Origin of the sequence: Streptomyces sp. NPDC006643, assembly GCF_042870175.1 — a bacterium.
In the GTDB taxonomy this organism is placed as follows: Bacteria; Actinomycetota; Actinomycetes; order Streptomycetales; family Streptomycetaceae; genus Streptomyces.
Window position 1 is genome coordinate 290,341 of sequence record NZ_JBIAHA010000006.1, and the last position, 12,389, is coordinate 302,729.

General features: G+C 71.1%; 12 protein-coding genes. 8 read left to right on the plus strand and 4 right to left on the minus strand.

Translation table 11 applies throughout. From position 1 onward, the window contains the following. Positions 1-62 precede the first annotated feature (62 nt). A complete protein-coding gene (locus ACFYNU_RS11085) occupies positions 63-647 on the minus strand; it encodes a carbonic anhydrase (RefSeq protein WP_356587806.1) in 585 nt (194 codons plus the stop codon). Positions 648-1,290: 643 nt separating this feature from the next. Here ACFYNU_RS11085 and ACFYNU_RS11090 point away from each other — a divergent pair. The 4 genes from ACFYNU_RS11090 (at position 1,291) to ACFYNU_RS11105 (ending at position 5,520) form a co-directional block, all read left to right on the plus strand. After that, complete coding sequence (locus ACFYNU_RS11090; protein WP_356587808.1) at positions 1,291-2,232, plus strand: hypothetical protein; 942 nt, start codon at positions 1,291-1,293, stop codon at positions 2,230-2,232. A 74-nt stretch (positions 2,233-2,306) separates the two neighbouring features. Next, on the plus strand, positions 2,307-2,414 hold the full coding sequence (locus ACFYNU_RS11095) for a putative leader peptide (protein ID WP_356587810.1): 108 nt from the start codon (positions 2,307-2,309) through the stop codon (positions 2,412-2,414). 209 nt (positions 2,415-2,623) lie between these two features. Beyond that, the gene (gene ssuE, locus ACFYNU_RS11100) at positions 2,624-3,181 is read left to right on the plus strand and encodes an NADPH-dependent FMN reductase (protein WP_356587812.1); all 558 of its coding nucleotides are present in this window, start codon (positions 2,624-2,626) and stop codon (positions 3,179-3,181) included. A gap of 149 nt (positions 3,182-3,330) precedes the next feature. Continuing rightward, complete coding sequence (locus ACFYNU_RS11105; protein ID WP_356587814.1) at positions 3,331-5,520, plus strand: MMPL family transporter; 2,190 nt, start codon at positions 3,331-3,333, stop codon at positions 5,518-5,520. Here the strand turns inward: ACFYNU_RS11105 and ACFYNU_RS11110 are convergent. Next, entirely contained in the window at positions 5,514-5,858 is a 345-nt protein-coding gene (locus ACFYNU_RS11110; RefSeq protein ID WP_356587816.1) for a twin-arginine translocase TatA/TatE family subunit, read from the minus strand. The genes ACFYNU_RS11105 and ACFYNU_RS11110 overlap by 7 nt on opposite strands. A 117-nt stretch (positions 5,859-5,975) precedes the next feature. Between ACFYNU_RS11110 and ACFYNU_RS11115 the strand changes: the two genes are divergently transcribed. Both ACFYNU_RS11115 and ACFYNU_RS11120 read left to right on the plus strand, forming a co-directional pair. Then, positions 5,976-6,389: a BlaI/MecI/CopY family transcriptional regulator gene (locus tag ACFYNU_RS11115; RefSeq protein ID WP_356587818.1), complete on the plus strand. Its 414-nt coding sequence runs from the start codon at positions 5,976-5,978 to the stop codon at positions 6,387-6,389. A 3-nt stretch (positions 6,390-6,392) separates the two neighbouring features. After that, positions 6,393-7,331, plus strand: a complete 939-nt coding sequence (locus tag ACFYNU_RS11120; protein WP_356587820.1) for a M56 family metallopeptidase — start codon at positions 6,393-6,395, stop codon at positions 7,329-7,331. A 25-nt stretch (positions 7,332-7,356) separates the two neighbouring features. On the opposite strand, the gene ACFYNU_RS11125 is transcribed toward ACFYNU_RS11120, so the two are convergent. Then, on the minus strand, positions 7,357-8,334 hold the full coding sequence (locus ACFYNU_RS11125) for a sporulation protein (RefSeq protein ID WP_356587822.1): 978 nt from the start codon (positions 8,332-8,334) through the stop codon (positions 7,357-7,359). A gap of 190 nt (positions 8,335-8,524) precedes the next feature. On the opposite strand from ACFYNU_RS11125, the gene ACFYNU_RS11130 reads away from it, so the two are divergent. Together ACFYNU_RS11130 and ACFYNU_RS11135 are read left to right on the plus strand one after the other, a co-directional pair. Further along, positions 8,525-9,427, plus strand: a complete 903-nt coding sequence (locus ACFYNU_RS11130; RefSeq protein WP_356587824.1) for a hypothetical protein — start codon at positions 8,525-8,527, stop codon at positions 9,425-9,427. Positions 9,428-9,431: 4 nt separating this feature from the next. Beyond that, positions 9,432-10,097, plus strand: a complete 666-nt coding sequence (locus tag ACFYNU_RS11135) for a class F sortase (RefSeq protein WP_356587826.1) — start codon at positions 9,432-9,434, stop codon at positions 10,095-10,097. Here ACFYNU_RS11135 and ACFYNU_RS11140 read toward each other — a convergent pair. Next, complete coding sequence (locus ACFYNU_RS11140) at positions 10,087-12,324, minus strand: MMPL family transporter (RefSeq protein ID WP_356587828.1); 2,238 nt, start codon at positions 12,322-12,324, stop codon at positions 10,087-10,089. The two genes, ACFYNU_RS11135 and ACFYNU_RS11140, sit on opposite strands and share 11 nt — an antisense overlap. Positions 12,325-12,389 lie beyond the last annotated feature (65 nt).

Here is a 12,389-nt window from a genome sequence, read left to right on the forward strand (position 1 = left end):
ACTCGGTCGCGGCTCGACGCGTCGGCCGTCGGCGGCGGCGCGTAGCGCGGAGCGCGTCCCGGTCAGAGCGGCACGAACGCGCCGTCCAGGTCGGGCCGTTGGACGCTCACGACGCCGGTGTCGACCTCGTAGTACCAGGCACTGAGCGTGAGTATGTCCTCGGCGACGGCCTCGCGGACGCAGGGATAGCCGCGCAGGGCGTCGAGTTGGGCGACGGCGTGGTGCCGTACGGCATGGGGGACGCCCGCGTCGCCGGGGAGCCCGGAGACCGAGTGGTCCAGCCAGCCGCGTACGGCGGGGACGGCCGAGAGGTCCGCGCCGCTCACCAGCGCCCCGACGGCGCCGCAGTGGGAGTGTCCGCACACGACGATGTCGCGGACGCCGAGGACCCCCACGGCGTACTCGATGGTGGCGGACTCACCGCTGGGACGGTCCGAATCGTAGGGAGGCACGATATTGCCCGCCGTACGCAGTTCGAAGAGTTCGCCCGGCCGCGCGCCGGTGATGAGTGTCGGTACGACGCGGGAGTCGGAGCAGGTGATGAACAGCGCCTCCGGCCGCTGTCCGTCGGCGAGGACACGGAACTCCTGGTGTCGCTCGGCCACCCGGGCCGGAAAGGAACGGGCGTTTTCGATAAGGGATTTCATGGCGGCCTGCCTCCTGCGCCCGCGATGTGGGGACGGGGCGCGGTGTGGTCGGGTCAAGGAGAGATACCTGCTGGTCCGTGACGTCTCCGCACAGGGTCACGGGCAGGCTGGAGCGTGTCGGTTCGCGACGTCGCGAACCGGCTGAACTCCTGGGAAGACCGTACGCTTTACCAAGACATTACCTTTTCGATGGCGACGATATCACGCCAGATAAATGCCTCCGGAAAGCCGCCGCTTGTGACACCCGCGTGAACGGAAGATGTCCCCGATCGCGCCGCTCTCCCGCACAGGACAAGGAGAACCGGCCGCGCGTTCGACAATGCGTCGGCGCTTTGTGAATATTCACCGTCCGTCGGCACGGTCCGACGCCCTTCGCCACTTGGCCGGGAATATCCAGGTCGGGAAGTGTCCGCCCGGGTGCCGGGAACTTTTCGCGCGGATGCCGGGAAAGGCGACGAGGGGCCGCCGAGGCGCCTGTCTAGGCGCCCCTGACATGTCCGGTGAGACGTCCGTGACACGTCCCCGCGCGGGCCTAATCCGCTTTCGGCGGAGGGGAGTTGACCCCTACGATGGCCCGTCCGACGGCCGGTGTCCGCACCGGTCGTACACGGGGGCGGCACAGGGATCCGAGGAGTGCGCGAGGTTGAGTCACGGGGGACACGGTCCGTACGGCCCACCACCACCGCCCTATCCGCCCTATGTGCCGTATCCGCCACCGCACATGCCGCTGTGGCGACGGTTCCGCGAGGACGAGTGGCCGACGCTCAGGGAAGTGCTGCACGCGGCGCGCCAGATCCACGGATGTCTGTGGCTGCTGGCGCTGTGCTGCTTCGGACCCACGGTCGTCGGGCTGCTGGTCTGCTATCCGCTGGCCCGCTCGGCACGCTCGCGGGCCCGGCGGGTCTTCCCGCCGGGCGCCCATCTGCGCGTCCACTTCCCAGACGTGGTGCGCATACAGAAGACCCGGGCGTGGGTGGCGCTCGCCGCGACCTTCGTGCTGATGGCCGTGTACGCCACACCGGACGACTGGGACCAGGCGATACGGCAGTTCGCCCTCCGGATGGCGGTCACCCCCTGGCTGCTGCTCCTCAGCGCGCCCCTGGTGATCACGGTCATCATCCGGCTCGCCGCGCCGTCCGCGCGGGCCGGGATGCGGTCGCGGCTGCGCCCGTCGCTGCGCTCCGCGCTCTGGTACTGCGGGGCGTTCGCGGCCACACCGGGTCTCTTCGTCGGCGGCCTCTACCTCGGCTACCAGCTCAACGGGACGACGGTCCTCGCGCCGATCCTCACGATCGCGCTGCTCCTGCCGGCCCTGTGGGTGGGGCTGTTCGTCGCGTTCGCCTCCCCGACGGTCGTACGGTCCGCGTTCCACACGGCTCCCGTGCACGCGGCGCTGCCCGCGCTGCTCACCGGCGTACTGGTGTGGGAGTTCGCGGCCATCAGCCTGGCGACGGGTGGTCTGCCACCGGGCCCGACCGCCCTCGCGCTCCTCGCGGCGGTCGGCGGCCCGGCGACGGTCTCGGCGCTGGCGTGGTGGGAGATCCACCGGCTGCGTACGTGGCACGGGGTGCGGCTGCGGGCCTGACGGGGGGGGCGGGGCGACGGCCGTCGGGGGCGGCCGTCTCGACCCGGCGGCCCCGTGTGCGTACTCTCGATGACGTGGGCCCTTCCCAGTCGGCGCCGGTCCCGGCGCAGCGGATTCTGACGCGGCGACGTCATATCGACCTCGCCCGCGTCTCCAGTGCCTTCTGTTGTCGCGCCGCCTGAGGGGCGACTCCCCCGCGTGGCACGCCGGTTCGACCACTCGCGGACCGCGACGTACGAGACGTACGAGACATACGCGCCGTAGGCGCCGTAGGTAGACCCGTACGTACCACCACCGCTCCTCTCCCCCGCGCCTCCGGGCCTCGCTCCGGCCTGCCCGCTTCCCGGAGCACGACCACCGTCCTCCCACGCGTATACGGAAGCGAGCTGTCATGGCCACCGTTCTGTCCGTCTCGGGAAGCCCGTCCCCGACGTCACGCACCGCCCGTCTGCTCCGTCATCTCGACGCGGTGCTGATCGCCGAGGGCCACCGGGTCGTCCCCCTCGACGTCCGTACCCTCTCCGCCGAGGCCCTGCTGGGCGCCGACTTCGGGCATCCCGACATCAAGCACGCCACCGAGCTGTTCGCGCGCGCCGACGGTGTCGTCATCGGCACGCCGGTCTACAAGGCCGCCTACTCCGGGCTGCTGAAGTCGCTCCTCGATCTGCTGCCGCAGTACGCCCTCGCCGACAAGGTCGTGCTGCCGCTCGCCACCGGCGGCTCCGTCGCGCACGTCCTGGCCATCGACTACGCGCTGCGCCCCGTGCTCTCGGCGATGGGGGCGACGCATGTCGTGCCGGGGTGGTTCGTGCTGGACCGGCACATAGTCGAGGGGCAGGACGGGTCGACCGAGATAGAGGAGGCCACGGCCGGTTCGCTCGACCAGGTACTCGCGCAGTTCACGACGGCCCTCGGCGGCAGCGGTGTCCCGCTCCGGGCGGCGAGTTGAGCCGGCGCTCCCGCGCCGCGCGGCGAATGACCCGTGACCCGCCCTCGTTGGAGTGACGTTTCTCCACGATCGCCGGTCCGTCGAGTAGATCTGCACCCAGGTCCCGCACCGTCCTGTCCGGTCACTCGACATCCCGGCGGAGAAGCATCGTGTCTCGTCTGGCTCACTGGTGTTTCCTGCACCGCCGCAGAGTGGTCGCCCTCTGGCTCCTGGTCCTCGTCGTCACCGTCGCGTTCAGCCGGTCGCTCGGCAGCAAGTACAACGAGAGCGCGAGTCTGCCCGGCACCGACGCCCAGGCGGCCATCACCCTCCTCACGGACAACTTCCCCGCCGCCTCGGGCGAGGGCGACCAGATCGTCATCGAGGCCACCGGCGGGGCCACCGTCCGCTCGGACTCGGTGCGGAACCCGGTCGACGCCGCGCTCACCAAGGTGGCCGCCATCCCCGGCATCGCCTCGGTCGTCAGCCCCTACAGCAAGCAGGGTGCCGCGCAGATCAGCAAGGACGGCACCATCGCGTTCGCCGCCGTCAACTGGAAGATGAAGGCCGCCGACGTCACGAAGTCGGACGCCCGGAAACTGATCGACACCGCGAAGGCCGCCGACGGCCCCGGCGTCCGGATCTCGCTCGGCGGTCAGTCCATCACCAACGAGGAGAGCGCCGGCCCCGGCCTGTCCGTGGCGGTGGGCGCGATCGCCGCGCTCGTCATCCTGCTGATCGTGTTCGGCGGCGCCCTGTTCGCGTCGCTGATGCCGCTGGTGACCGCCGCCGTCGCGCTGTTCATCGGCACCTCCCTGATCAGCCTGCTGTCGCACGTCATGGACACCCCGAGCGTCTCCAGCGACCTCGCCGTACTGATCGGGCTCGGTGTCGGTATCGACTACGGCCTGTTCATCATCAGCCGCCATCGCAGCGGGGTGAGGACCGGTCTGTCGTACGAGGACGCCACGGTCCAGGCGGTCAACACCTCGGGCCGTACGGTGCTGTTCGCCGGGATCACGGTGTGCATCGCGCTGCTCGGGCAGTTCGCGCTCGGGATCGACTTCCTGTACGGCCTGTCGGCGGCGTCCGCCCTCACCGTCGCGCTGACCATGGCCACTTCGCTGACGTTCCTGCCCGCCATGCTCGGCTTCCTCGGACCGAAGACGCTGTCGCGGCGCGAGCGGCGGGCGCAGACGGAGAAGGGGCCGGTCTCCGACGACGCGGCCGGATTCTGGCTGCACTGGGCTTCGTTCGTGGAGAAGGCCCGGATTCCGGTGGCGGCGTGCGCGCTGGCGCTGGTCGTCGTGATCGCGCTGCCGCTGTTCTCGCTGCGCCTGGGCTCGTCCGGCGCCGCCAACGACCCGGTCGACTCCACCACCCATCAGGCGTACACCACGCTCGCCAAGGGGTTCGGGCCGGGCTTCAACGGGCCGTTCCAGCTGGTCACGGAGATCAAGTCACCCGACGACGCGCAGGCGTTCGACAGCTTCCTGGCCGCCGCCGCCAAGACACCGGGGGTGGTGTCGGTGACGCCCGCGACGACCTCGCCCAACGGCAAGGTCGCACTCGCGATCCTCTACCCGAGCACCGGCCCGGGGGCGAAGCAGACCGTCACCCTGGTGAGCACCGTCCGCGATCTGGCGCCCGAGGCCGAAGGCCCCGGCCATCCCCCCGTCCATGTCGGCGGAGTGACACCCACCAACATCGACTTCTCGCGGGTGCTGAGCGAGAAACTGCCGCTGTTCATCGCCATCGTCGTCATCCTGGCGTTCCTGCTGCTGGTGGCGGTGTTCCGCAGTCTGCTGATCCCGCTGGTGGCGGCGGTGATGAATCTGCTCTCCGTCGGCGCCGCGCTCGGCGCGCTCAACGCCGTGTTCACCTGGGGCTGGGGTCTCTCGCTGCTCAACGTGCCGGTCGCCGGGCCCGTCGACGCGTTCATCCCGGTGCTGTTGTTCTCGGTGCTCTTCGGGCTCTCGATGGACTACGAGGTCTATCTGGTGAGCCGGATCCAGGAGGAGTGGCACCACCGCCGGCCGGCGGCCTCACACGCGGACGAGATCCGGTCCAACCACTGGGCGGTGACCCACGGTCAGGCCAAGACGGGGCGGGTCGTGGCGGCGGCGGCCGGGATCATGATCCTGGTGTTCGGCTCGTTCCTGATCGGCGACGACCATGTGCTCCAGGAGTTCGGATTCGGCCTGGCCTTCGCCGTACTCGTCGACGCCCTGATCATCCGGAGTCTGCTCGTCCCGGCGCTGATGCATCTGATCGGTCCGGCCAACTGGGCGATGCCCGCGTGGCTGAACCGGATCATGCCCAACCTGTCGATCGACTCGGCCCGGACGGGCGGTCACTGAGGGGGAGTTGAGGGGCGGCCCTCGGCGTCACGAGGAGTCGTCGGTGCGGCGTCACGGGGAGTCGTCGGTCCGGCGTCACGGGGTGCCGTCGGCGCGGTGTCACGGGGTGCCGACGGTGCGGCGTCGCGTATCGGCTCGTCGTCGCGTATCGGCCCGCCGGGGCGGACCGAGTACTGCGCGCCGGGCGCCGGTTCCGAGTCCGCCTTCATCGCGCGGGCCTCGCTCTTGAGGATACGGGCCGACTTGCCCGCCGAACGGGCCAGGTCAGGAAGCCTCTTGGCGCCGAGCACCAGAATCACGACGATCAGGATGATCGCCAGCTCACCAAGACCGAACAACGTAACCTCCAGGCCACGGGGGCGCGGCGGATGCCGGCACCGGAACGGGCCCGCACTGGTACGGGCCCGCGATCTGCGTCAGAATCTACAGCAGTGTAGAAGTTGACGGGAGACGGTGTGAGCGAGCGCGAGGGTCCTGACGAACATCGGCGCCGGGGGCAGGGCGAACTGGAGTCGCAGGTGCTGGCCGCCCTCCGGGAGGCGCCGGGGCCGGTGAACGCCGGCTGGGTACGCGAACGGCTCGGCGGGACCCTCGCGTACACCACCGTGATGACGATCCTGACCCGCCTCCAGGCCAAGAACGCGGTGACCAGGGAGCGTTCGGGCCGCTCCTTCGAGTGGCGCGCGGCCTCCGACGGCGCCGGGCTCGCCGCGCTGCGGATGCGCCGGGTGCTCGACGGGGAGGCGGACCGGGAGGCGGTGCTGGCGCGGTTCGTCACCGCCCTGTCGTACGACGACGAGCAACTGCTGCGCGACCTGCTCCACGACCTGCCGCACCCCGACCCCACCGATGACGAGGCTGAGGACTGACCCGTGGGCATCTTCGTCTTTCTTCCGCTGCTGCTGCCGCTCACGGCGCTGCCGGTCGCGCGACTGGCCGAGCAGCATCTCCATCCACGCCTTGCCACCCACCTCCTGACCGCGCTCGCGGTGGTGCTCGCGGTGTGCAGCACGCTGTGCCTGGCGCTGCTGGTGGTCGTCGGGACGGCCCAGCTGCCCGGAAATCCGCTGCCCGACGGCTGGTCGGACGACGAGGTGCGGGACGCCGTCCCGTACGACGAGGTGGCCGGCAAGGCGGCGATCGCCGCGCTCGCCGCGGTGGCGGTCGGCTGCGCCCTCACGGGGCGGCGGCACCGGCGCGTACGGCGGGGGGCCTGGCGGGCGCTGGAGGGGATGCCGGAGCGGCACCTGACGGTGCTGCCGGACCGGTCGCCGTACGCGTACGCGCTGCCCGGCGGCGGACGGCGACGGGGGCGGGTCGTCATCTCCAGCACGCTGCTGAAGTGTCTCAACGCCGGTGAGCAGACAGCGCTGTTCGCGCACGAGCGGGCGCATCTCAGGGGCGGTCACCACCGTTCGCTGCTCGCGGTACGGCTGGCGGCGCGGGCCAATCCGCTGCTGCGGCCGTTACGGACGGCCGTGGCCTACACGACCGAACGCTGGGCCGACGAGGAAGCGGCCCGCACCACCGGCAGCCGCGAGTTGGTGGCCCGCGCCATCGGCAAGGCCGCGCTGGTGTCGCGCGGGGCCCCGACGCCGACCCTGGCCGGAGTCGGCGGCGCGGGGCCCGTACCCCGCCGGGTCGCCGCCCTGCTCGCCCCGGCGCCCGCCACGACGACATGGCCCTCGGTCTTCACCACGGCGGGGCTGGCGGTCTGGACGGCGGCGGCGGGGACGGTCGGCTCGGCCCTCTCCTCGGCGAACGCGACGGTCACGCTCTTCTTCGTACTGAAGGCGGCGACCCCGCTGTAGGAGACCCGTCCCCGCGCGGCGGACCTCAGCCCTCCTCTTCCTCCCCCTCGTCGTCGCCCTCGAAGAAGTCGCCGACCTCGTCCACGACTTCGGCGGCCACCATGCCGCCCGCGACACCCACGGCGAGACCGGCCGCGCCGACGGCGACCGCCGCGCCGGTGCTCATCCCGGAGCCGTGGCCATGACCGTGGCCGTGGTCGTGGTCGGGCGCGTGGCCGTGGCCGTCGCCGTGGCCCGCGTAACGGCCGGCGAGGCGGTCCACCCAGCCCGCCACCACCGTGTTCCAGTCGGTGTGCGCCACCTCGTCGTGCCCGACGGCGTGCCGGTTCAGGGCGTCGTCCACGCCCGTACCCCCGCGCCCGTCCGCCTCCAGAACGATCTCCGTCCCGCCGGGGTGCGCCAGGAACGTCACCTCGATCTCGTTCAGCCGGTCCGCGTACGCCGGCGCCGGGATGATCTCGATCTCCTGGTAGAACGGCAGCTGTTGACCGCTCCCGTTGATGTGCCCCAGCTCCAGATCGGCCGACCGGAAGCCGAAGCCGAGCTGCCCGAACGCCTCCAGTACGGCCTCCTGCACCGCCAACGGCCGTACGGCGAACGGGTCGAAGTCCCCCTTGTCCTTGGCTCCGGCGACGTCCACCTCCGTACGTACGCCGAGATGGATCCCGAGCGGTTCACCGTGCAGCTCGTTGACGGGCGTCTCCCACGGCAGCGTCACCTCGAACGGCACACGGTACGAATCCACCTCGCCCAGCCGGAAGGCGCCACTGACCTCGTACCGCGCGAAGCTCACGTAGCCCTCGCTCTCCCCCTCCTCGTGCTCCGCCTCGACGCGGGCGACGAGTTCGAGCGCGACGCCGTCGATGTCGTACGCCGTGCTCCCGCCGGCCAGCCGTACCTCGCCCCGCAACGTGCCGCCCGGCTGGATCGCACCGTCCTCCAGCACCGTCTCCACCGTCGGCCCACCGACGCCGAGCGAACCGAGCAGTCGCTTGAACACCATCGAGGTGTTCCCTCCTTCATTCCCGGATTTCTGATGCGTGCTTGCTTCTACACGACTGTAGAACAGATACCGGCGGCCGGAACCAATCCGCGTGACCGAGGCCACCGAATGCACAGCGACAACGGCAGGCGCACCAGCCGCCGAAGCTCATCGCCGTAACGTCGCAACGCCGTAAAGGGGATGCATCGCAGTGATACGCGGACGCACAGCTCGATTCACGGCCCTTCTCGCCCTGCCCGCCGCCCTCACGCTCGTCGCGGTGGCCACGCCCGCTCTCGCGAGCGGAGTCGGCAGCGAACAGGGTGAACACAGCGGACACGGCGCCGACTCGGACGCCGACTCGGACGCGGCCTCCGGCGCGGACTCGGCCAAGGAGGGTGAGGCGTACCAGATCGATCTGGAGTCGCTGAACGACTCCGGTGCCAGTGGCGCCGCTCTGATCAGCTTCCAGGGCACGAAACTGACGGTGAAGATCGAGGCCACCGGCCTGGTCCCCGGCCAGCCGCACGCGCAGCACATCCACGGCTCCACCGACGGCCACGACTTCCGCTGCCCCGACGCGAGCGCGGACAAGGACGGCGACGGCATCGTCAGCACCGCCGAGGGCCTGCCGCAGTACGGAGACATCAACATCTCCCTGACGACGAAGGGCGACACGTCCAAGGACAGCGGGCTCGCCGTCGACCGGATGCCGGTCGCCGACAAGGACGGCAAACTCAACTACTCGCGCACGATCGAGGTGTCGCCGGACGTCGTCGACCACATCAAGGACCTGCACGTCGTGCAGCACGGCATCGACCGCAACGACGACGGTAAGTACGACTTCGGCGCCGGCAAGAGCGAGTTGGACCCGAAGCTCCCGCAGGAGGCGACCGCACCCGCCGACTGCGGCATGGTCAAGGGCGCGGCCGTCGGCTCCATGCCGGTGGGCGGCGTCGAGACGGGTACGGCCGCCGGTACGGGCGGCGCGGCGGGTGTCGAGGCGCCCGGCATGGTCGCGGGCGGCGCGGCGGCGATCCTCGTCGCGGGCGGCCTCTTCGCGGTGAACCGCCGTACGCGGACGGCGACTTCGGGCACGAGCCGGCTCGGCTGATCCGGTGGTGAACGGGCCGTCGAACGGGCGGCGCGCCGTACTGTTCGTCGCGATTCCGGTGCTGCTCGTCGTCGGCGGGCTGCTGCTGGTCCTTGGGATGGGCCGGCAGCAGCCCGAGCCGCCGCGCGCGGTCGACAAGGGCGCCGGCCTGCCGTCGGCGGCGGAGTCGCCCTCCGTGAAGAAGCGGACCGCCGCGCTCCCGGCCTCCGATCCCGTACGCGTCACGATCCCCTCCCTCAAGGTGGACTCCACCCTGGAGCGGCTCGGGCTCGACGAGAACCGCGCGATGGAGACCCCCAAGGACCCCGACAAGGCGGGCTGGTACCAGCCGGGACCCACCCCGGGCGCCAACGGCCCCTCGGTCATCGCGGGCCATGTGACCTGGGACGGCGCGCCCACCGTCTTCTTCGACCTGGCCAGGATCGGTCCGGGTGACACGGTCGAGGTGGCGCGGAAGGACGGCAGGACGGCCGAGTTCACGGTCGACCGCGTAGCGACGTACCCGAAGGACGACTTCCCGACGGTCGAGGTCTACCGCAACCTCGACCACGCGGGACTGCGCCTCATCACCTGCGGCGGCGACTTCTCCGAGGCCGACCGCCGCTACGCGGACAACGTGGTCGTCTACGCGACCCTCACCGGCAGTCGCACGACGTCCGTCACACCCTGACCGCGTCCGTCTCCTCGCTGTCGTCGGCCGCGCGTCGCCGCTGCTCGGGTACGAGCTTGTGGCGCAGGCTCTCGCCCTCGATGTCGAGATTGGGCAGGGCGCGGTCGACGGGGCGCGGCAGCCACCAGGCGGCGCGCCCCAGCAGGGACATCACCGCCGGGACGAGCGCCATCCGTACGACGAACGCGTCGACGAGTACGCCCACGGCCAGCGCGAAGCCGATCGACTTGATGATCGGGTCGGGCATGAAGACGAACCCGCCGAACACGGCCGTCATGATCAGGGCGGCGGCCGTGACGACACGGGCGTTGTGCCCCATGCCGCTGACGGTCGCCTCCTGGGCGCCGGCGCCGTGGACGAAGTCCTCGCGCATCCGCGAGACGAGGAAGACCTCGTAGTCCATGGCCAGCCCGAAGAGGATGCCGATGAGCAGAATCGGCAGGAAGCTCACCAGCGGTCCGGGGGTGTCGACGCCCAACAGGCCCGCGAGGTGGCCCTGTTGGAAGATCGCCACGGTGATGCCGAAGGTGGCGCCGATGGTCAGGAGGAAGCCGAGCGCGGCCTTCAGCGGCACCAGGAACGAGCGGAAGACCAGCATCAGCAGCAGGATCGACAGGCCGACCACCAGCAGCAGATAGACCAGCATGGCGTCCGCGACCTTCTCGGACACGTCGATGCCGACCGCCGTGGTGCCGGACAGCGCGACATCGGTGCCCGCCGCGCCCGCGAAGTCCCCGATGTCGGCGACACGGTCACGGATGGCGTGCACGACCGCCTCGGTGGACTCGTCGGTGGGGCCGGCCTTGGGGATGACGGTGAGGAGCGCGGTGGTGCCCTGCTTGTTCAACATCGGCGGCGCGACGGCGAGTACGTCCTTGGTGTCCTGGATGCGGGCGGACGCCTCCTTGGCAGCGACGGCCGTACTCGCGGCGTCGTCGCCGGAGACGACGGCGATCAGCCGGCCGTTGAAGCCGGGGCCGAAGCCCTCGCTCGTCAGGTCGTACGCCTCGCGGGGCGCCGAACCGGCAGCGGCGGTGCCCGCGTCGGGCAGCGCGAGGCGCATGTCGGCGGCGGGGAGGGCGAGTACGCCGAGGCCGAGGATGCCGACGAGGAGGACGGGGACGCGGAAGCGGGTGACGGTACGGCCCCAGCGGAAGCCGAAGCCCTCGCGGGGCTTCTCGGTGTCCGCGTCGGCGGGGCTGTCCGTCGAGGTGTGCCCGTCGCGCTGCTTGCGCGGCAGTACGCGGTCCCCGGCGAACCCGAGGAGCGCGGGCAGGAGGGTGAGCGCGACGAGAACGGCGACGGCGACCGTACCGGCGGCGGCCAGGCCCATGACGCTCAGGAACGGGATGTTGACGACGGTCAGCCCCGCCAGGGCGATGACGACGGTGGCACCGGCGAAGACCACGGCCGAACCGGCGGTCCCGACGGCGCGGCCGGCCGCGTCCTCGGCCGCCACACCCTCGGTGAGGTACTGGCGGTGGCGGGAGGTGATGAACAGCGAGTAGTCGATACCGACGGCGAGGCCGAGCATCAGCGCCAGGATGGGGGCGGTGCTGGTGAGTTCGACGACGCTGCTCACGGCGAACAGCCCGGCCATCCCGGCCCCGACGGCGACGAGCGCGTTCAGCAGGGTCATACCGGCGGCGACGAGGGAGCCGAAGGTGACGACGAGGACGCCCGCGGCGATCAGGACGCCGATCGCCTCGGTGGAGCCCACCTCGACCTCGGCGGTGAGGACTTCACCGCCGTGCTCGACGCGCAGCCCGTGCGCGTTCGTGTCCTGGTCCGTGCCGACCTTCTCGTACGCGGCGCGCTGCGCGTCGGTCACCTCGTCGGCGCCGACCTCGAACTGCACCTGGACCAGGGCGTATCGGCCGTCCTCGGAGACGGAGCCGGCCTGGAACGGGTCCACCGCGCCGACCACGCCGTCCACTGCGGCGGCGTCCCGTACGACCGGTGCGACGGCCGCCTTGTCGAGCTTCGCGCCCTCGGGCGCGGCTATGACGATCGTGCCGGTCGTGCCGCTGGCCTGCGGGAACTGCTCGCGCAGGGAGTCCAGCGCGCGCTGGGACTCGGTGCCGGGCATCGTGAACTTGTCGCTGGTGGGGCCCATGAGGGTGGCGGCTGCGCCGCCCAGCACGACGAGCAGGAGCAGCCATACGGCGACGACGCGCTTGCGCCGGCGGAAGGAGAACCGGCCGAGCCGGTACAGGAGGGAAGCCATGGCGAAGGTTTCTCTTCTCGGTGGTCGGTGGGGGTTGGGGGTTCGGGGGTTGAGGGTTCGGGGGT